This window comes from Thermostichus sp. OS-CIW-29 (genome assembly GCF_054058195.1).
Genome location: NZ_JBSSAB010000009.1, coordinates 17862 through 38067, shown reverse-complemented (window position 1 = coordinate 38067; position 20206 = coordinate 17862). Strand labels below are relative to the sequence as shown.

The window sequence follows — 20206 nt, the reverse complement described above, 5'->3', positions numbered from 1 at the left end:
TTGGGTGTGGGGGGTGAACGGTGAATCGAGAACCGGTCGCGCCGGCGGCGCAGGGCACTTTGAGAGCAGCTGCTCTGGGAGTGCAGGGCAATACTTGGAGAGAGGGATCCCAGAAGGCCAATTCCTTGGCGGAGCTGGATTGGGCCATCGACCTGGAGCTGTTGACCAGTCGGGCTTGGGTGGAAATTGACGCAGCCCAGCTGCGAGAAAACCTGCGGCTGTTGCAGAGGCGCCTAGGCTCAAACGTCGAGATCTGGGCGGTGGTGAAGGCCAATGCCTACGGGCATGGGGCGCAGTTGGTGGCTCCCGTGGCTGTTGCGGCTGGGGCCAAGGGGCTATGTGTGGCCACCCTGGCCGAAGGGATCGAGTTGCGGCAAACGGGGCTGCAGGCTCCGGTTCTGGTGTTGGGAGCTTTGAATACTTGGGCGGAGCTACAGCAGGCCATGGCAGCCCGGCTGGAGGTCAGCCTCACCTGCACAGACCAAATCCCGCTGATGCGCCAGGTAGCCCGTTGGGCCGGGCGACCCATCCCGGTGCATGTCAATGTGGATACGGGTATGACCCGTTTGGGGATCCCCTGGAAGGAAGCTGCAGCCGTGTGGGGGCAGATTTGTCGGATCCCGGAGCTGGAAGGCTGTAGCTTGTTTTCCCATCTGGCGACGGCGGACGAGCCCCATTCTCCGGTCATGGAACAGCAGCACGCCCGCTTTGCCCAGGTGGTGGAACAGATCCGTCAAGCCGGGGATCCCTTGCCGGCGCTGCATCTGGATAACTCAGCCGGTGCTTTAACCCATCTCCACTACTCCCGTGTGCGTTTGGGGTTGGTCCTCTATGGCCTGTCCCCTGCCCCTCACTTGCCGGTGCCAGGTCTGCAGCCAATTCTGCGGCTCAAGGCGCGGCTGTCCCACATCCAAACTGTGCCTGCTCAAACTGGCGTGAGCTATGGGCATCGCTACATCACCTCTCGCCCCAGTCGCATTGCCACTCTGGCCATCGGCTATGCGGATGGGATCCCACGGCGGCTTTCCGGCTGGCTGCGAGGATGGGTGCGCGGCGGCTTGATCCAACAGGTGGGCACAATCACGATGGATCAATGTATGTGGGATGTAACCGAGAGGCCGGATATCCAGGTGGGGGATGTGGTGGAGCTGCTGGGCCCCAATCTGGCAAATGCGGGTTTATCTGTGCAGGATTGGGCCGATCAGTTGGGTACTATTTCCTATGAGTTGCTGTGTGGACTTTCTGCCCGTCTGCCAAGAGTGTTGGTTAATTCTCTGGGTTTTGATGATGCCTGACACGACAGATTGGATTGCCTCAAGCACGGATAGGAGCGGGCCAGAGGCTGTTCGCGTCGGCAGCAGAGGGCTTGACTTGACGTGTCAACAGAGAGTAGAGCAGCATCGAAGGTAATCGAGGGCACTCCTGATCACTGAAAACAGTGACTTGGCGGCGGATTCGGTTCCCATTGGGAGGTAGCGATGGCGGAGCAACATAAGCCTCTGAAGAGCCTGGAAAATCAAATGGAACGGGCTGTTCTGGAGATGGTCAATGAAATCCTGCTGATGGAGAGTCAACAGCGCTACTGCTTCTGCGAGAAATTCTGTAACGATGCTGCCGCCCTGGCTTTGAACAACCTCCAGCCTCGATACGCCACCAGTTTTCACGGCTCTCTCCGAACTTTAGAAGCCATTCAAGCGGATCAGGAGTTGCAGAGGCTGATCCGGTTGGAGGTGGTGAAGGCCATGGACAAGGTGGCGGCCAATCCCCGTTGCCCAGAACCTGAATGTCCTTTGCTGCTGCGCGACGTCGAGGCGATAGAGTTAGAGCTGGCCCCTAGCGACAATTGAAGGAATGGCTCTGATGGAGCTGCGCTCCGCTAGCGCGAACGTTTCCCCTTCGCCAGTGGCCTTCCTCGGCCCTGCTGGAACCTACACAGAGTTAGCAGCTCTGCTGGCCTGCCCTGAGCAGCCTCACCTGCACAGCCAGGGATCCCACCCCTTAGTGCCTTATCCAACGATCAGCGCCTGTTTAGAAGCGGTAGCTGTCGGCCAGCAACAATGGGCGGTGGTGCCGGTGGAAAACTCCGTAGAGGGCGGGGTTTCGATGACCTTGGATGCCCTGTGGCAACTGGAGGGGCTAGGGATCCGGCAGGCGCTGATCCTGCCCATTCGCCATGCCCTCATCGGACGTGCCTCGCGGTTGGAGCAAATTGAGCAGGTCTACTCCCACCCGCAAGCTTTGGCCCAATGTCAGGCTTGGCTGAGATCCCATCTGCCCCAGGCCACTTTGATCCCAACCCGCTCGACCACCGAAGAATTGGATCGCCTGCAGGAGCAGCCCAGCGCCGCCGTCATCGCCTCAGAACGAGCTGCCACCCTCTACCAACTGCCGGTCTTGGCCTGCCCGATCAACGATCACCCCGACAATTGCACTCGCTTTTGGGTTATTGGCCGTGCGCCGCTCTCGCGTTCCGGTCAACAGGGTGAAACCTCTGCCGATCCTGCTTCTCCGGGGGGATCCCATACTTCCTTAGCCTTCAGCCTCCCCCACAACGTGCCGGGAGCGCTGCTGAAACCTCTGCAAGTGTTTGCGGAGCGAGGCCTGAATATGTCTCGCATTGAGTCGCGCCCCACCAAAAAATCGGCAGGGACGTATGTCTTTTTTGTCGATTTGGAGAACCCTATCGGCCAACCCTATTTGGATGCCGAGGTGGTTGCGGCGCTGGAATCAATTGCTGAAACCTTGAAGCTCTTCGGCAGCTACCCTGTGCATGACCTCTGCAAACAAGGGGATCTATCCCAAGTAGCAAAAGCCCTGCCCTCTGAGGGGAAAGCGCGTCCAGCGTAGCCAAGTCTTTCAAACCGTTGAATCCATCTGAGTCATCAGGCCCGAAAGCTGGGAGCGACACCCGATAGAGTCATTTCAGGTTAGGGTGAGACGCCTGGGCTGCTGATCGCGCCAGCGGGACGGAGTCCTTGAAAAGCCTTCTGGATCAGTGCATGCAACATTTTGGGTTTGAGTTCAGTGTCCCAGTTTAAATCCAAATGACCGTAGCTTGGAACCAGGACTGCTGTCCCGAGCACTGGGGCAGACCAGGATCACTTCACAGAGCTCGATAACCTTGCCAGGCTTGCCAAAAAATGTAAAGAGAAAGAATGGCCAGGAAGCCCCGAAACAACAGACTGACGGTTTCATCGGGCAATTTGGGCAGGGTGCGTGTGCTAATCTGTACACCGATTAACCCCCCTGTGCCCAAGATTAAACCTGGGATCCAGAGCACATTCTGGTGGATGGTGCCGTCCCCGAACCCCAGGCCATTCCAGATCCAATCGCTGAGGCCCGCATGGCTGGCAGTGGCAGCAACTGCTGTGATCACAATGGCCCCCAGACTGGTCTGAATCGCCACTTTGATTGTCTCTTTCAGCAGCAGGATCTGCATTGGCACCAGGATCACCCCACCGCCGATGCCAAACAGCCCGGCCAACAAACCGGCAGTGCCGCCGGTCAGGGCGCGGGCTAACCAGGGAGACATCTGCCCTGAGGACTCCGTTCCGCTGAGGTGCTCGGCACCGCTGACGTCAGCCCCCAATTCTTGGGCCTGGATAACCACCTTTTTGTTGAGTTGCACCAGGTAAGTGTTGGCCAGCAGCAACACTCCAAACGCTGCCAACAGCAGATAGCTGGGAAGGCGACTGGCGATAATTGCTCCTACTTGAGCCGTAAGCAACGCTGGGATCCCCAGCAGGATCACCCGTTTCAAATCAAGCATGCCCATCCGCCAGTTTTGGATGCTGCCCGCAATCGAGGTCATAACAATGGAAAGATTGCTGGTGGCTGCAGCTTGAACCGGTGGGATCCCCAAGCTGACCTGTAAGGGCACCAGGATCACGCCACCGCCAATGCCCAGCACCCCGGCCAGGATCCCTGCCACCAGGCCGCCAATTGCCAAGGCCAACTCCATCCCCTACCACTCCCCACCGCTGCTCTATCTTGCTGGCCAAAAAGCCGACATCATCGTAACATTCTCCAGTCCTGGCAAGACTAGCAGGGATACATCGGTCGAGAAGCCTTGGGTGTGGGGTTGAAAAGAGGCGCATCATAATAATGTTGGACAGTAAATATTGGACAGTCGTACCGCCTTGGTGCAGATCGCGCCAGCATGTCAACTTCATCCATAGGCAAGGAAGCCTTCATGGTTGCCATCCATCCGGCAAATGATCTGGGTGCTCTGAAAAATCTAGGTTCCACGGCAAGAGGATCCCAGCCTGCTTGGTGGCCTCCATCTGGGCGGCAACAGGGAACTGTGGCCCCTCTGCAACCTCTGGGGCTGGTTGCTTTGGAAGGTTTGGCCACCTGGGGAGATCGCCTGTTGGGCTTGGATCGGGTGAGGGGCTATTTGGTGGAAATTCAAGAGCACAACACCCTGCTGCTCAATCCCCATCATGTCCATTCTTTCCAAGGCGCTTACGGTTTGTGGGTAGAGTCAGAAGGGGATCAAGCGTGGATTTGGCTCAGTCGGGAGCAAGAGGGGCAAATCTTGCGCATTCCCATGTCCGCTCTGCAGCAACCGGGATCCCTGGAAGCCTTTCCAGTGTGTAGGTGCCCCTACCCTATCGAAGGGATCGCCCTCTGGAGCGATCCCCACACGGGAAACCGCTACCTCTATGCCACCTGCTACCGACGGGGAAAAATCCTGCAACTGGATCCCAGCCGTGGTCTCATCGTGCAGGAGATGCCTGCCCCTGGGGTTGGCCGAGAACAGATTGCGGTGCAGGGAGACTACCTCTGGGTGAGCGATCGGGTGGAAGAGACGATCTATGTGCTGGAGCGCCAGACCGGGCGAGAACTGGCCCGTATCCTCACCCCTTCTCCTGGGCCAACAGGCTTGGCCCATTGGCGGGGGCAACTCTGGGTGGCCTATGCCCACGAAGAAGCCTACATCCACGACAACCCCAACGCTCCAGATCCCTTGTCGGTGGCCCTGCGCGACAAAACCTGGGTGGCTCCCCTGCGCCTGCGGCCTTTGGATCCCCCTAGCTCCCCCGACCCCTCTGGCGGCAGTGGAACCGAGGCCGAGGATTCCCCCATTGCCTGTCCGGTAGTTTTTCAGCCCCAGTGTCTGGGGGAACGCGCCACCTACACCCTCTCCCACGGCTATCGGGTGGAGCTGACCTATGTGGAAGAAATTGCCCAAGAAGAGCCGCGCTTCCTGCCCGATTTGGTCTGGCGAATTGCCTTGCCCTGCAACAGCCTTCGCCAACGGGTGCGCAGCCTGCACTGGGTAGGTCTGCCGTTTGAAGTGGAAGAGCAATCTGGCCAACAGGTGGCGGTGTTTTCGCTGGGATCCCTGGGGGCCCATGAGGTGCGCTTGTTTGGCTGGCGGGCGGTGCTGGATCTCTACAGTATCAAGTACTGCATCGATCCACTGGATGTAGAGGCTGCCGTTTTGCCCAGGGAGCTGCGGGATCGCTACTTGGTGGACGATGACTACCTGGCCATGGACACCTCGATTGTCCGAGAGGCAGCGCGGCTGGCCGTTGGCAGCGAGACCAACTTGCTGCGCAAAATGCTCAATATCCGGGCCTATGTTTACGACAAGCTCTCCTACCGGGTCACCTCTCGCATCGATCCGCCGGATGAGGTTTTGCGGCGTGGCTCCGGTTCTTGTGGCGAATATGTGGGGGTGCTGTTGGCTTTGGCCCGCCTCAATGGAATCCCTTGCCGCACGGTGGGGCGCTACAAATGTCCTCCCCATCCAGAACTGAAAGGGATCCCGCTGTTTCCCCAGTACAACCACGTGTGGATTGAGTTTTATCTGCCCGGCTGGGGTTGGGTGCCGATGGAGTCGAACCCCGACGATCGGGGGGAGCGCCCCTATTCGCAGCGCTACTTCATGGGCTTGCCCTGGACCCATGCCGAGATCGCCAAAGGGATCCCTTTCGAGACGATCAACACCGACCAAGCCTCAATTGGGGAGCTGGCCATTAACCATGTGCAGTTTCGCATCTTAGAAGAAATTTGAAAGGCGAATAGAGTGAGAAAACGGCCCTGAGATTGGCCAACACTGCTCCGGGAGTGATTTTTGCCGAAGATAACAATGTGGCTCCTGATGTGGTGTGGGTAAGCCGCTCTCGACTGAGAACAGCGTTAGCTTATGGGGGTGTGGGGGTAGCTAAGCCCTGCACTGTACCCGTAGGGTCAGTGCCGGGATACAGATACCCCCACATGGTGTATGATGGGAGCAGTTGCACAAAACGGCTTTTGCCGGAATCTGGTGCAACTACGCGGTGGGACATCCCGTGTCTGCTCGCTGAGGGTTCTTGCGAAAGCTCCCCGATGAAGCGAGAAGCCCACGCTGTACCCGTAGGGTCAGCGATGGGAGTATGTCACGGGCGGATGGCAAACTCCACAGTGCCCCAGAATCGGCGGTAGGAGTGCTGAGCCCTGGAGCTCGCAATATTGGCCAAGATAAGCAAACTAAGCTCAAGCTTTACAGTCGGCTTGGGCTACAGGAGTATTGAGTGGTGGACTGGCAACAGCAACAAATAGAGCTGCACTCCGCGGGCGCGAATGTTGCTTTTTCTTCCCCAGCCTGATGCTGGAATGGCTATGGGCCAACAACAGGGCTCTGCCCCCATCTGGGGCTTGCGTTAAAGACTAGGATAGGAGACTACGGCGGGGCTTGGCTTCGCTCCAGGCACATCCATCCAAAGCAATCCGCTCTACCTCCGAGGCCAGCCTCAAAGCTTTCAGGGCCTGCTCCCCACCTACGGAAGGTTGGTTGCCTCCCCGCACGCAGTTGATGAAGTGCTCCAGTTCGGCATGCAGCTTGTCGATATTGTCGGTGTGGACTTTCTCAATCAAACAATCCCGCTGGTAGGGCATTTGGCCGTAGTCGCTGGTGCTGCCGACGGATCCCTGGCGGTACACCGAGATCTCATTGTGTAGAAAATCTGCTTCTACCAAGGCATTCTTGCAGTGGACGGCAATTTTGCGCACCTTGCGGTGGGTGACCTTGCTGGCGGTGAGGGTGGCGATGGCACCGTTGGCAAAAGTGAGAGTAGCCGTGACGTAGTCCAGGTAGCCCAGCTTGGAGATGCGGTTGCCGCTGGCGGTAATCTGGGTCACGGGAGATGGGATCAGCTCCAGCAACAGATCGATGTCGTGGATCATCAAGTCGAATACCACCGACACATCGCTGGCGCGGTCGGAATAGGGGCTGAGACGGTGAGCCTCGAAAGCCAGAGGTTCTTCACTTTGCAAGACTTGGCCCAGCTTTTGGAAAACAGGGCTGAAGCGCTCGATGTGCCCCACCTGCAAAATACAATTGCAATCGGCAGCTCGGTTCACCAGCGATTCTGCTTCGCTGATGCTGGCAGCGATGGGCTTTTCGATCAGCACATGTACCCCGGCCTCCAGGCAGGCCATACCCACCTCATGGTGCAGAACCGTCGGCACGGCAATGGCCACGGCAGCTACGTGGGGCAGCAGATCGCGGTAGTCCTCATAAAAATGAACGCGGTGGCGGCTGGCCACATCCAATCCCCGTTCCACGTTGATATCCGCTACCCCCACGACCCGCACATCCTTCATCAGGCTGAAAACGCGGGTGTGGTGCTGGCCCATGTTGCCTACCCCGATCACCCCAACCGGGACAGCTTGCTCTGAATAAGCCAGTGGACGGCGGGGAGAGTTGGCAGAACTCGGGCAAGATCGGGCCATGACGTTTCCACTACCTCCACCACAAGGGTTTCGCGAACCTCGCTCCATCTTTCGGTAACGGAGCGCCGCATTTCACGAAACAAACTTCACAAAGCTTACCATGCCTCCCTTAGATCCAGTTCAAGCCGGGGATGGGCGGCAGGTACAGCGGGGGCTGTTGGCAGGATTGGGGGCTGAAACAGAACAGCGGCACCGGGCTAGAGCGAAACCACATGCGGGCGTAGAATCCGCTTGGACTGAGGGGCAGGCCAAGCCAAACGGGGAAAAAGAAGACAAAGGACGCCAAAACCAAGGCCACCGCCGTGATGCTCGCCCCGCGCCAAAAGCGGCGATAGCTCTGCCAGCCCAGCAGCACCAACCAAGCCAGGGCTAGGGTGCTAAACGCCAGGGCGCTCATGTAGTGGTAGATAAAAACGCAGCGGCTGACCCTAAACCAAGGCAGGTAATTGGCCGCATAGCCGATCAAAATGAAGGCTTCGAGACCGTGAAAGTGGCGGATCCCTCGCCAGACGAGCACCAAGATGGATCCCGTGCCCAGCCACCACAGCCAAGGATTGCCCAAGCCATGAACAGCTTGCCAGAGGTTGCCCTGACTGCTGAAGTAGTAGGCCACGGGGCGGCCCAGGATCGGCCAGGACCAAGCTCCTGCCGAGGCCAAGGGGGTGGTCAGCCAAGGACGCAAAGCCGGGAACCAAGCCACCAGGGATCGCAAGCTGGTGGAGCAGTAGGGGTGAACAGGCGTCTCTTCGTTCACCACCAGGTGGGCCGCCATGTGTCCGCCGTAGATGGATTGGTTGATGAGTACCAGGGATCGGAAATAATTCTGGATGCCCGTCCAGCTCCAATCCAGAGTTAGTCCCTGTTGGGGATTCAGCTGCAGGTGCGGGATCCACTGAATGGCATAAAAGGCCAGCGGAGCGAGGACGAAGCAGAACGCATAGTGCCACCAGCGCAGATGACGAATCTGGCTCAAAATGCCCAACCGTGGGATCCACTGCGGGCGCAGCCAGACCACCCCCCAGACGAGGATCCCCAACAGAGCAAACATGAAGGTAAACCAGAGGCCATTCCACTTCACCGAAGCTGCCGCCCCCAACAGGATCCCGGAGCAAGCAAAGTGAGCAGCCCGTCGCCAACCTTGGTCTTCTAGACCTCTCAGCAACAGAATGGTCGCTGCCAGCCCAAAGGCTACCAGATACACGTTGATCAGGCCAAAGCGGGATTCCACCAGAAACACCCCATCGGTCAGCAGCAAAACCCCGCTCAACAGAGCAAAGCCCACGTGGTAGGTGAGGCGGTAGGCTAAACCGGTCAGCAACAGAGGGATCAGGGATCCGCAAAAAGCAGTGGCGAAGCGGAATCCCCACTCGTTGCGGCCAAACACCTGAATGCTAAGGGCAATGAAGTACTTGCCCAAGGGGGGATGCACATCGTAAAAAGGCTTGCCATCCAGGTAGTTCTGGGCAAACTCCGGGAAGTACACCTCATCGAACACAGGTGCCGGGAACTCGTCCAGCCGCCACAGGCGCAACCCCAGACCCACCAGAAAGATCCCCAGCGCTCCCCATACCAGCCACTGTCGGGATCCCACAGCACTGTGCGGGGATCCGAGGATGGGCACAGCTAGCAGCAAGCTGCCCTGAGACCGCTCCGGCCCGGGGTCAATGGGGGTTGGCTCTCCAGTCATGGATAGGGCACTCTCAACACTCCGGCGAGGATCCCTAGGGATCCCCAGTGTTACTTTAGCCGACCGTGAAAGCCTAAGCGATTCCAAAGCAAACCACTGCTAGACTGTAGAATTGAATACAAAGTTGGCCAACTTCTGGCCAGTACCCTGTCTGCGCTGGCGCTCCTGAGAGCGGGCGTTCGACATCCGGTCATCTCAGTGGGGAGGAGACACCGTGGCGACTGGTGGATATGCGTTGGTGGACAGCCTGCACCGGCATGGGGTGCAACACATCTTTGGCTATCCGGGGGGAGCCATCCTCCCCATCTACGACGAGCTGTACAAAGCCGAGTCTCAGGGGCTGCTCAAACATTACCTGGTACGCCACGAACAAGCGGCTGCCCACGCCGCCGACGGATATGCTCGCGCCACCGGCAAGGTGGGGGTGTGTTTTGCTACCTCTGGCCCAGGGGCGACCAACCTGGTGACGGGCATCGCCAACGCCATGATGGACTCTGTACCCATGGTGGTCATCACCGGGCAGGTGCCCCGCCATTTGATCGGCACCGACGGCTTTCAGGAGACCGACATCTTTGGCATCACCCTGCCCATCGTCAAGCACTCCTACGTGGTGCGGGATCCGCGCCAAATGGCTCGGATCGTGGCCGAGGCTTTTCACATTGCTGGCACCGGGCGACCGGGGCCGGTGCTGATCGACATTCCCAAAGATGTGGGGCTGGAAGAGTTCGACTACCAGCCGGTTAGCGAAGTCAACATCCCCGGCTACCGGCCCACGGTGCGGGGGAACCCGCGCCAGATCCACGCGGCGGCCAAGCTGATCCTGCAGGCCAAGCGGCCCCTGCTCTACGTGGGGGGCGGGGCCATCATCTCGGGTGCCCATGCCGAGATTGCCGAGCTGGCCCACACCTATCAGATCCCGGTGACCACCACCCTCATGGGCAAAGGGGCCTTCGATGAGAACGATCCCCTCTCGGTGGGGATGCTGGGCATGCACGGCACCGCCTACGCCAACTTCGCCGTTACCGAGTGCGACCTGCTGATTGCCGTGGGGGCCCGCTTTGACGACCGCGTAACCGGCAAGCTGGACGAATTTGCCAAGCACGCCAAGGTTATCCACATTGATATCGACCCGGCAGAAGTGGGCAAAAACCGCACTCCGGACGTGCCGATTGTGGGAGATGTGCGCACCGTCCTGGTGGAGCTGTTGGCGCAACTGAGCAAAATGCCCCACACCCCTGGCCAGACGCAGGCTTGGCTGGAGCGGATCGAGCGCTGGAAACGGGACTACCCCCTGCAGGTGCCCCGCTATGAGGGCGTGATCGCCCCGCAGCAGGTGATCGATGCCTTTCGTCGCCATGCTCCCCACGCCTACTACACCACCGATGTCGGTCAGCACCAAATGTGGGCGGCGCAGTTTCTGCGTAACGGGCCGCGCCAGTGGATCTCCAGTTCTGGCCTGGGCACCATGGGCTACGGTTTCCCGGCGGCCATGGGGGTCAAAGTGGCCCTGCCCCACGCCGAGGTGATCTGCATCAGCGGCGACGCCAGCTTCCAGATGAACATGCAGGAGCTGGGCACGGTGGCCCAGTACGGCATTGCCACCAAGGTGGCCATCATCAACAACGGCTGGCAGGGCATGGTGCGGCAGTGGCAGCAGGCCTTCCACGGCGAGCGCTACTCCCACTCGGATATGACTCCGGGCATGCCGGATTTCGTCAAGCTGGCTGAAGCCTTTGGCGTCAAGGGCATGCGCGTCGATCACCCCGATCAAGTGGACGACGCCATCCAAGAGATGCTGCGCCACGAGGGGCCGGTGGTGGTCGATTTTGTGGTCAAGCGGGACGAGAACTGCTACCCGATGGTGCCCGCCGGCAAAGCCAACTACCAGATGATCGGCCTGCCGGAAAAGCGGCAACTGGAGCAAGCCGCCGAGCTGATTTACTGCCCCAATTGCGGCACCAAAAACCCCAGCCTGCACAAGTTCTGCGCCGAGTGCGGCACCAAGCTCTAGAATCGGTGGCCTGGCCATTCGGCTGGGGAAGGCGGGCCCCAGCAGCAGGGAGTCTTCGGGGATATCGGGGCTACTGAACAAGCCAGATTAAAACGCTCCCTGAGCGCTCTGCGAGGCCAACACGAGCGACTCCTGCCCCTTTCCCAAAAGGAGAGGAAGGTTGGGATCAGCGCAACGAACGGAGGATCCCTCCTGCCCTGGGGTAGTTCGATCCCCTCAAGGAGGGTAGCCGGAAACTTCTGCCTCTGGTGTCTCTGGCGGTCGGAAGCAGGCACCCTCCAGACCTGCCCAACCGGCTTAGAGGGGTCGGTAAACCCGGTAGTTGATATTGGGGAAGATGTTGTCCATGTATTCCACCTTGGCCAGCCACTGCTCCTCTTCAGGGGTGGCTTTTTCTCGCCGAAACTGACCCTCTTTGATCTTCTCGTAGAGGTGGTTGAAGCGCAGCAGATGGGACTTGGTGCGGCGCACTGCATAGGGAACCATCGTCCCTGTGCGCATGATAAAAGCCCAGTCAGACGATTGAGCCAGTAGCAATTCTCGCGCCGCCTGGTTCAAGGCCCGCCATTCTAGGTCATCGGCAGGCTCGCGACGGCTCAGCTCGATCATCCGCTCGGTGGCCTTGTGCAGGTGGGGGTAGATCCAGGCGTTGGTGGGGTTGAGCCAGTACTCGTGGAAGCCGCGCGCCCCCCAACTGGACTGGGCAGGTTTGCACACCTGCTGGGTGGGGTTCTCCCGCAGGTACTCCGCCAGGTGAGTCATGCGGTAGGTGTTTTGGTCGAAGTAGCTCTTGCGGATGAGAAAATCCAAAAACCAAGGGCCCTCGTACCACCAGTGGCCGAACAACTCCGCATCGTAGGGGGCCACCACCAGCGGCGGGCGGCCCATGACGCTGTACAAATATTCGATTTGCCGCTGGCGGTTGAACATAAAGTTGCCCGCATGCTCTGCCGCTTTCTCCCGCGCCCAATAGGGGTCGTAAAGCTGCTTTTGCCCCAGGTCCAGGTTGCGCCCGGTGATGCGGTGGTACTTGATGCCGGTGTTTTTCCGCTGGCCGTTGGGCATGATGTAAGGCTTGATGTACTCGTAGTCGGCCTCATACCCTAGGTCTTTGTAGAACTCGCGGTAAACCGGATCCCCTGGATAGCCCACCTCTGCCGACCACACCTGCTGCGAAGACTCGTGATCCCGCCCGAAAACGGCGACGCCGGTCTCGGTAAAAATAGGGGCGTACATGCCGTAACGAGGCCGGGGCTTGGCGTAGAGAAGACCATGGGCGTCGGTGATCATGTAGCGCAGGCCGGCATCGGCAATCATCCGCTCCAGCCCTTGGTAGTAGGCGCATTCCGGCAGCCAGATCCCCCGCGGCCACTGGCCAAAGTGTTCGTTGTAGTGCTCACAAGCTACAATCAACTGCGCCCAGACTGCCTGCGGGTACATCTGCATCAAGGGCAGGTAGCCGTGGGTAGCCCCACAGGTGATGATCTCCAGGTTGCCGCTGTCTTGAAACTGTCGAAAGGCCCGCACCAGATCCCGGTCGTAGCGCTCCCAGAGATCCCGCACCATGGCAAACTGCTTGATGTAGTGCTCCGCCAGGTAGCGAATGTGGCCGTTGGTGGCGTTTTTGTCGTACTCCAGCTGGGCCAGCTCTTCCAATTTGGTTAGGTAGTGGTCGTAGCGCTCCTGCAGCAAGGGATCCCGCAGCATCGACACCAAGGGCGGCGTCAGGGACATGGTGAAACGAAAGTCGATGCCATCTCGCTGTAGCCCCTCGAACATGTGCAGCAGCGGCACATAGGTCTCCGTGATGGCTTCGTAGAGCCATTCTTCCTCCAGCACAAAGTCTTGCTCAGGGTGGCGCACAAACGGCAGGTGCGCGTGGAGTACCAAGGCGAGATAACCCATGGCAGCCGGGGATCCTTACAGACAGGGAAAGATAACGGAGCAGACTTACCCTTCTCAGCAGCAAATCTGTAGAGAAGGTTAAGCCCAAGATTGCTACCTATCGTCCAGCATTTCGTCCTTGGGGTCAAGAGCTGGGATCGCTGGGGATCGCTGTTGGGCTCAGCGGTGACGAATGAAGTCGTAGATCTCCAGATACTCCTTGCCAGGATAGTTCCAGGAGTAGTCGTAGCTCATGCCTTGAATCTGCAGTTGACGGAACTGGTCAGGAGCGGTGTACCAAAGGTCGATGGCCCGATCCAGAGCCGACTCCAAAGCAGCTGGATCTGTGTGATAAAAGACGTAGCCGTTGCGTTGCTCGGGCAATTTGTGGGGATCGTAGTCGCGGTCGAAGACGGTATCCACCAGGCCACCCACTCCTCTCACCACCGGAACTGTGCCATACTTCAAGCCAATCATCTGAGTGAGTCCACAGGGTTCGTAGTGGCTGGGCACTACGATGATGTCTGCCCCCGCATAGATAAGGTGGGAAAGTTCTTCGTTAAAGCCCAACTCAATGTGAACATCGGGGTTGTTGTTGAGGTAGCTTTTCTCGTGGGCAAACCAAGCGCCGATCCCTCGCTCCGTAGCGGATCCCAGCAGAACAAATTGGGCATTTTTGAACAGGGAGCGGTAGATGGCATGATGCACCAAATGCACGCCCTTTTGCTCGTCCAATCGCCCGATATAGGCCACGATAGGCTTGTCAACATCCTGCAGTAGCAGCCGATCCCGCAGAGCTTTTTTGTTTTTAGCTTTATTTTCCAGCGTTTGAGCAGTGTAGCGCACGGGGATAAAGCGGTCGATCTCCGGGTTCCAAATGTCGTAATCGATGCCGTTCAAAACGCCGCGAAACTTGTGCCGGTGCAAGTAGAGGGTATGGCCAAGTCCATAGCCGTAGTCGCCAAATTGCACCTCCAGCGCGTGATTGGGAGAGACCGTAGTGACAAAGTTGGAAAAAACAATTCCCCCCTTCATAAAGTTGAGAGAAAAGGGGTTGAAGTTATCGCGCAAACGGTCGTAGTGGAAGTAGTAGGGTTCGCGGTTGAGGCCGGTAGCCCAAAGAATCTCTGGGCCGCCAAAGCCTTGGTGTTTGAAGTTGTGAATGGTGTAGCACACCCGCTGGTTTCCCATGCCGTGGTACTTGTAGATCTCAAACAGCAGCACCGGTACCAACCCTGTCTGCCAGTCGTGGCAATGGATGATGTCGGGGCGCTTGTTGCTTTGTAGGAGAAACTCTAGAGCCGCCTTGCTGAAAAAAGCAAAACGCATGTTGTCATCCGGGCAGCCGTAATAACACCCGCGATTGAAGAAGTTATCGCCCGAGTGGGGCTCAATAAAAAAGCAAAGGCGGCCATGCACCCAGCCGCAGTACACCGAGCAGTGAATGGCTCCCCCGTACCAGGGCACCCAGAGATCGCGATAGGCGTCGTGCAAGCCCCAGATCTGGTCGTAGCGCATCGTGTCGTACTTGGGCAAAACCAGCTCGACACAGTGCCCCCGCACTTCCAGCTCCCGGCTGAGGCCGTACACCACATCCCCCAGTCCCCCCGCCTTGATGACCGGGGCACATTCAGACGCAATCTGCACGATGTACATTTCGAGACCTCCCGTAGCACCGCCTTAGCTTTCTTTACAAACGATAATCTTTTTGGCCTCGACAGAACATCCCTCCCAATGGCAAGGGATCCCTGCACTGGGGAACAACCTCTGGGCCGACCGGGTTCGAGCCCCAGCTGCGCCGTTTGCCGGGGAACCTGATCTACGGGAGCAGCCCTCTGGGCAATTATGGGCATTTCGATTCAAACTAGAAACGTTGAATGCACGGGGCCAGAAGGCTTTTCAAGGACTCCGTCCCGCTGGCGCGATCAGTAGCCCAGGCCTCTCACCCTAACCTGAAACGCGACTATGAACGGCTGATCCCGCTGGGGCGGTACCGTTCTTCGAGCCAAGTGCGCAGCTCATCTTCCGGGAAGGCGGCAGCCAAGGTGCCCGTTCTGGGATCGTGGGCATGCCAAAGAACATGGCCGGATGGATCCTGGCTTTACGGTAACTGCAGCCGGCTGCACCTCCCCTCGTCTCTTGCGAGCAGGCTTACTCTCTCCGGCTAGGGGTAGCCAGGGATCCTTCAAGGTCACGCGAACTCAATACCACTGCTGAGCGTAAAGGCGCTGCACCAAATAAAACACGAATAGGTTGACATCCACGCGCCGCTCGTCGATCATAAAAGACTCGATGGTGCTGGCCGGGGATCCTTCGGTGGTACAGCGGAAGAACTTGCGGCCATTCAAGGATCCCTCAGCAAACAGCACGCTGAACTGCTTCTTGCCTCCTGCAAACGCGCCGACCAGCGTCTTGCCTTCTAGGCGCAGCTCCAGATCGTTGACCCCGCGCTTTTGAAAAGCCGCAATGGCCGCCGGGATCACCTCTTCCGTGATCTGTTGCTCGAAGGGCTTTTCTTCCTTAGCAACTTTTTTCGCAGCGGCTTTGGGGGAATCCTCAGCAGCAGGCTTGGCAGCTTCAGCGGGTTTCTCGGCAGCAGCGGCCTCGGGGGTGGGTTCTCCAGACATGGGGAAACGCTCCGACAATCAGATGGGTAAAAGCCTTAGATGCAGAACAATCAAAAACTCTGTCCAGAACCGGCAAAGAGCTAGCCCTTGGGGATGTATTGGCCGACAATTTCTTCAGCAGGGATCTGGGGAAAGCCCATGCTGAAGTTGGGGGCACGCCCCTGCAGGTTGTAGGCAATCTCCCCTTGCTTGAGCAGGGAGCGGATGAAATGTTCCAGGTCAGACCCAATGCGGCGGATATTGTACTCGGTCAAGTCTCGCCCCCGGTATTCTTCCACCAACTCTTCGAAACGGGCATAGACCTTTTGCAGGGCAGCATCAGTCCAGACCAGCTCGTTGTCCGGATCCACATCGAGGGTAAACAGGTCGTCGCGGGGCACGAAGTTGTTGTCTGCAGTAACTTCACCGGCAAAAATGTGGACGTGGCGAGTGGTGCATTTCAGCATTGCGATGGCTCCGCTCCGGATCTAACCTGATAAACAGCGTATCACTACCTAGCGCTTGTGGGGGATCCGCTATTTGCCCTCGGCTTACTTCGGCCCAAGCTTTTTCTATGCCCGCTGCTATTCCCCTACTGGAGCGCCTGCACATTGAGGTGAGCAAGTTCCCACAGCGGCCTATCGCGACAGCGTTGCGGTTCCTCTGCCCATAGCAACAACGTGACTTTCTTTCGTGATTTCTTCTAAGGGGCTCAAGCCTTGGGAGGGAGTTCCAAGGCCAGCGGCCCCAGCAAGCCCTTGCGGTAGTCGTTGAGAACTTGCCGTGCCGCCCGCTGGGGATCCCCTTGATACCGCCGCTCGGCCAACTCCTGCACTGCAGCACCACCGGGAGGGATCGGATCCGGCCAACCGTAGCGCTTTTGCAAGAGAGATCCGGCTTGGGGCTGCACCCTCAGCACTTGATCCAAAAAGTGGGCCGCCACCCGTTCGGGATCGTAGGCCGCTTCGCCGATGTCATCGCAGATGGCCAATAGAGAGGCCGCCTGTTGATCCGGCAGAGAGGGCGGTATGATGCCCGGCGAGTCCAACAGATCCAACTCTCCCCCCAGCCGCACCCACCGCAGTTGCCGCGTCACCCCAGGACGTGCTGCGCTCTCAGCTGCCCGCCGCCCCAACAGTCGATTCAGCAAAGCAGATTTGCCCACATTGGGAAAGCCCACCACCACCGCCCGAACGGCCCGCGGTCGCATGCCCCGCTGTTGACGCCGCGTGTTGACCGATTGCCCCAAGTGCAAGACCGCCTGCTTGAGGCGATTCACCCCTTCTCCTGAGCGGCCATTGGTGGGATAGACAGGGATCCCTTGCCGTAAAAAATACTCCTGCCAAGCTTTCAGATCCCCAGCCTCAATGCAGTCCGCCCTGTTCAGAGCCAGGAGGCGAGGTTTTTCCCCCAGCCACCGGCCCAGCTCAGGATGACGACTGGCCAACGGGATCCGCGCATCCAACACCTCGATGACTGCATCCACCCGCTGCAACTCTTCCCGCAACTGGCCAATTGCCTTGGCAATATGGCCGGGATACCACTGGATGGCCGGAGAACTCATGCCGCCAGAACCCTAGAAGTGGACAGCAGAAATCAACAGTGGGATCCAATCTAGCCCGATTCCCCAAAAGAGGCTCGACCTGCCGGCTGAAGTAGCCAATAATACAACGTGAGTGCCGCTGGGATCCCTTTCCTGGGCAACCTAATGTTTAACCAACGGGGGTGCGGGGGCAACAAGCCCCGCGCTCTACCCGCAGGGTTAGCGTCGGGATACATGGATCCCTGCATGCTATACCATTATCTTTTTAGGTTGTGTTGATCTTTCATTTGAGCCAAAAGAGAGCACTGACGAGATAGAGAAAACTCAAGAAGTTCCTGGCCAATTTGTCAAAACGAGAACATAGATGCCGGTACTGCTTTAACTTATGAAAAAAGCATTCGATTAAATGCCTCTCTTTATACAGATGCTTGTCATAATGCCGCTGCGTCTTTCTATTCCTTTTAGGCGGAATAACCGCTTGAGCTTCCCCTATCTTCTCAATCAACTTATCCGCATCATATCCTTTATCCCCAATTACTTTGGTATCCTTTCTCTGCCAGCCCTCTATCAATTCTTCCCCTTGAGTAATATCGCTCTTTTCTCCGCCAGTTATTCTCAATTCCAGCGGATTTCCCAACCCATCTACACTCACATGAATCTTGGTGCTGTATCCCCCTCGGCTTCTCCCCAAAGCTTGCTCCCCTTTTTTCCGGCAGCACAGGAGTGCGCTCGAACCATGGTTGAATCAATAATGAGATGCTCTAAATCAGGGTCGTCAATAAAATACTTGAACATCCGTTCCCACACTCCAAAACGACTCCACCGGTGGAATCTTTGATAGATGGTGTACCATTTGCCATATCCTTCTGGGAGGTAGCGCCAAGGAGCACCGGAACGGGCTATCCAAAGAACTGCTTCAATAAACTGTTTGCAGTTTGCTTCTTTCCCAATGTTAACTCTCTCTTCTGTCTGTAAAAAAGCCAATATCTTCTGCCATTTGTTTTCATCTAAAAAAACCAACTTCATCCTCTTTCCTCTATAAATTATTCTCTCTATCCTAACATAAGATCAACACGACCTAGCTCCCTCCTTCCCCCTGGACCCAACGCGGGAGCGCTACTCCATGTACCTAGCCAAGGTGCATCTATTACCCTGGCTCTATTGGAACCGCATGCTCAAGGGCAAAAAGTTTGAGGCGGACATCTTCAAGCCCATCAACAAGTTGGTGCATCGCTACTAAGGCTCTTGGATCCCTCGCCCCTGACCCCTCTCCTCTGGGAGAGGGGAGTTTTTTTAGAGGCAGGCTTTTAGCCTTTTCAGCATCGGCAGCGCCGTGCGCAGGCCGCCTGAGTATTCGCGGAACAGCCCACCGGCAGGTGATTTTTGGCCCTTCCAAGCCGGCTGTAAGCTCCCCAACCCCAGCCACTCACCCTTTTTCGCAAGCAGAACCAAGTCTGACTGCCTCTAGATTGTCCTGGGAATTACTGAGGAAGATCGCGGACAAAGCTACAAAATATTTCTTAGTATCAATGTTTTTTGAGATGTAAGGCTTTGCCGCATAACTTTCCCCTAGTCTCCGTAAAGACCGGATAGGCTAAGTGTGAAAGTCTCATCTAAGGATGTTATCATATGTCCGACGAAGAAGAGCTAGGGTATCTCATCAAGAGGCGAAATGAAATTATAGAGCAGCAGAGAAATATCCAAGCCATTATTCAGGCTCCAAGGAATTGGCGAAAACGGGATATTTTGCGTCAAGCAAAAGAGTGGGGCTGGGAAATTGTTCAGCGACGTGCCAGACATAGCACGCAGGCTGTTCGGGGTGATTTAAGAATTCCTATTCCCGGACACGGCGGCGGAGATACTTTGAAAGTAGGATTAGCTCACAAAGTCTTATCCGAACTAGCAGAGCCTGTACTCAGAGAGCTGTAGCTTCAAGAGCAAGAGTACAGCGACCTACTTATTAGCTTTCCAGCGAATAGAGGTGTTAGCTTTAGGGTTGAGGCGGATTTACTAACTAAGCAGATTGAGTTTCTGGAAGAGCAGAACCAAAAACTTGAATTTAAAATAGTCGAGACTGAGGAAGCAGCTCTTAGTTTGCTCACCGAGAAAGAACTTGAGAATCAGCGGCTAGCCAACAGAATGAGAGAGCTTGTGGAAGAGCAGCTTCAAGCGCAAGAAGTTCTCGGTCATGCTATCGTAGCTCTGAAGCAGCTCAAGCATCTCTTCGACCAGCTTCAGAATGCGGTAAACCAAATTCCCATCCTATGGGTTAAGAGCTTATTGCAAAGTTACCTGAACAACATCAAGTCTGTTTTTGAAACCAACTTGCTCTCTGCCGGTTCTAGAAAGTTGCTTCAGGAGAAAGAACAGGAGTCTTATCAAGGGAAGTTGCCTCAGGAGAACAACCATGGGTCTCATCGAGAGTCTTGAAACGGCAATCGCGACCTCGCGGCGCAACTATGCTGAGCTTGTTAGCTTGACAGACCAACTCATCACCGAGCAACAGCAGCAAGGTCAACGAAATTGGCTGCGGCTGAATGCCAAGCCCTGGACCGTAGCGACTCTTAAAAAAACCTTTGCTTCCTTTGCAGCAGCTCGAGCTTACTTTGGCAAATGTTATGGCTTAAAGGCAAGAGGGTGGAAAACTTTAGCAGAGCAGGTCAATACCGTTGAGACGGCATTGATTCACTTGGGTCTAGCTATTCGCGAAAACCCACAAGAAAAGAGCATCTCCCCTTTCAAGAATTGATGGC

The 20206-nt window shown here is 57.2% G+C and carries 17 protein-coding genes and 1 pseudogene; 9 read left to right on the top strand and 9 right to left on the bottom strand.

What is annotated here, in order from left to right:
- The first annotated feature begins 20 nt into the window (after positions 1-20).
- From alr to pheA, 3 genes are all read left to right on the top strand, one after another.
- Positions 21-1295, top strand: coding sequence for an alanine racemase (gene alr, locus ACVWZJ_RS05065; protein WP_457395021.1), 1275 nt, complete (start codon positions 21-23; stop codon positions 1293-1295).
- Between the two features lie 183 nt (positions 1296-1478).
- The gene (locus ACVWZJ_RS05060) at positions 1479-1847 is read left to right on the top strand and encodes a late competence development ComFB family protein (protein WP_011432299.1); all 369 of its coding nucleotides are present in this window, start codon (positions 1479-1481) and stop codon (positions 1845-1847) included.
- A 13-nt stretch (positions 1848-1860) separates the two neighbouring features.
- Positions 1861-2847, top strand: a complete 987-nt coding sequence (pheA, locus tag ACVWZJ_RS05055; RefSeq protein ID WP_457395018.1) for a prephenate dehydratase — start codon at positions 1861-1863, stop codon at positions 2845-2847.
- A gap of 256 nt (positions 2848-3103) precedes the next feature.
- Here the strand turns inward: pheA and ACVWZJ_RS05050 are convergent, their stop codons facing one another.
- Entirely contained in the window at positions 3104-3961 is an 858-nt protein-coding gene (locus ACVWZJ_RS05050; RefSeq protein ID WP_011432297.1) for a sulfite exporter TauE/SafE family protein, read from the bottom strand.
- Positions 3962-4303: 342 nt separating this feature from the next.
- Between ACVWZJ_RS05050 and ACVWZJ_RS05045 the strand changes: the two genes are divergently transcribed.
- On the top strand, positions 4304-6022 hold the full coding sequence (locus ACVWZJ_RS05045) for a transglutaminase-like domain-containing protein (RefSeq protein ID WP_049749614.1): 1719 nt from the start codon (positions 4304-4306) through the stop codon (positions 6020-6022).
- A gap of 635 nt (positions 6023-6657) precedes the next feature.
- Here the strand turns inward: ACVWZJ_RS05045 and ACVWZJ_RS05040 are convergent.
- Together ACVWZJ_RS05040 and ACVWZJ_RS05035 are read right to left on the bottom strand one after the other, a co-directional pair.
- On the bottom strand, positions 6658-7722 hold the full coding sequence (locus ACVWZJ_RS05040; protein WP_011432295.1) for a Gfo/Idh/MocA family protein: 1065 nt from the start codon (positions 7720-7722) through the stop codon (positions 6658-6660).
- Positions 7723-7831: 109 nt separating this feature from the next.
- Positions 7832-9409 carry a phospholipid carrier-dependent glycosyltransferase gene (locus ACVWZJ_RS05035; protein ID WP_457395013.1) on the bottom strand — a complete coding sequence of 526 codons (1578 nt, stop codon included), beginning with the start codon at positions 9407-9409 and terminating at the stop codon, positions 7832-7834.
- Positions 9410-9593: 184 nt separating this feature from the next.
- Here ACVWZJ_RS05035 and ilvB point away from each other — a divergent pair, with 184 nt between their 5' ends.
- Positions 9594-11420 (top strand): biosynthetic-type acetolactate synthase large subunit, encoded by a 1827-nt coding sequence (gene ilvB / locus ACVWZJ_RS05030; protein ID WP_457395085.1) that lies wholly within the window; start codon positions 9594-9596, stop codon positions 11418-11420.
- Between the two features lie 297 nt (positions 11421-11717).
- On the opposite strand, the gene ACVWZJ_RS05025 is transcribed toward ilvB, so the two are convergent.
- From ACVWZJ_RS05025 to ACVWZJ_RS05000, 6 genes are all read right to left on the bottom strand, one after another.
- A complete protein-coding gene (locus ACVWZJ_RS05025) occupies positions 11718-13325 on the bottom strand; it encodes a glycoside hydrolase family 57 protein (protein WP_011432292.1) in 1608 nt (535 codons plus the stop codon).
- A 159-nt stretch (positions 13326-13484) separates the two neighbouring features.
- Positions 13485-14960 carry a glycogen synthase GlgA gene (gene glgA / locus ACVWZJ_RS05020; RefSeq protein WP_011432291.1) on the bottom strand — a complete coding sequence of 492 codons (1476 nt, stop codon included), beginning with the start codon at positions 14958-14960 and terminating at the stop codon, positions 13485-13487.
- A 545-nt stretch (positions 14961-15505) separates the two neighbouring features.
- Positions 15506-15931, bottom strand: a complete 426-nt coding sequence (locus tag ACVWZJ_RS05015; protein ID WP_414330231.1) for a DUF2996 domain-containing protein — start codon at positions 15929-15931, stop codon at positions 15506-15508.
- Between the two features lie 80 nt (positions 15932-16011).
- A complete protein-coding gene (locus ACVWZJ_RS05010; RefSeq protein ID WP_011432289.1) occupies positions 16012-16377 on the bottom strand; it encodes an NAD(P)H-quinone oxidoreductase subunit M in 366 nt (121 codons plus the stop codon).
- Positions 16378-16622: 245 nt separating this feature from the next.
- On the bottom strand, positions 16623-17474 hold the full coding sequence (gene ylqF / locus ACVWZJ_RS05005) for a ribosome biogenesis GTPase YlqF (protein WP_011432287.1): 852 nt from the start codon (positions 17472-17474) through the stop codon (positions 16623-16625).
- A 262-nt stretch (positions 17475-17736) separates the two neighbouring features.
- A protein-coding gene (locus ACVWZJ_RS05000; protein WP_457395007.1) for an IS5-like element ISSoc13 family transposase occupies positions 17737-18479 on the bottom strand; the annotation gives its coding sequence in 2 pieces (ribosomal slippage) (positions 17737-18161 and positions 18161-18479; 744 coding nt in all).
- Between the two features lie 61 nt (positions 18480-18540).
- On the opposite strand from ACVWZJ_RS05000, the pseudogene ACVWZJ_RS04995 reads away from it, so the two are divergent.
- From ACVWZJ_RS04995 to ACVWZJ_RS04980, 4 genes and pseudogenes are all read left to right on the top strand, one after another.
- A pseudogene (locus ACVWZJ_RS04995) lies at positions 18541-18693 on the top strand (NAD(P)/FAD-dependent oxidoreductase); the annotation flags it as partial.
- Between the two features lie 389 nt (positions 18694-19082).
- The gene (locus tag ACVWZJ_RS04990; protein ID WP_457395005.1) at positions 19083-19382 is read left to right on the top strand and encodes a hypothetical protein; all 300 of its coding nucleotides are present in this window, start codon (positions 19083-19085) and stop codon (positions 19380-19382) included.
- Between the two features lie 165 nt (positions 19383-19547).
- A complete protein-coding gene (locus ACVWZJ_RS04985) occupies positions 19548-19883 on the top strand; it encodes a hypothetical protein (protein ID WP_457395002.1) in 336 nt (111 codons plus the stop codon).
- Complete coding sequence (locus tag ACVWZJ_RS04980) at positions 19861-20202, top strand: hypothetical protein (RefSeq protein ID WP_414331053.1); 342 nt, start codon at positions 19861-19863, stop codon at positions 20200-20202. The genes ACVWZJ_RS04985 and ACVWZJ_RS04980 overlap by 23 nt, the downstream gene beginning before the upstream one ends.
- The last annotated feature ends 4 nt before the right edge of the window (positions 20203-20206 follow it).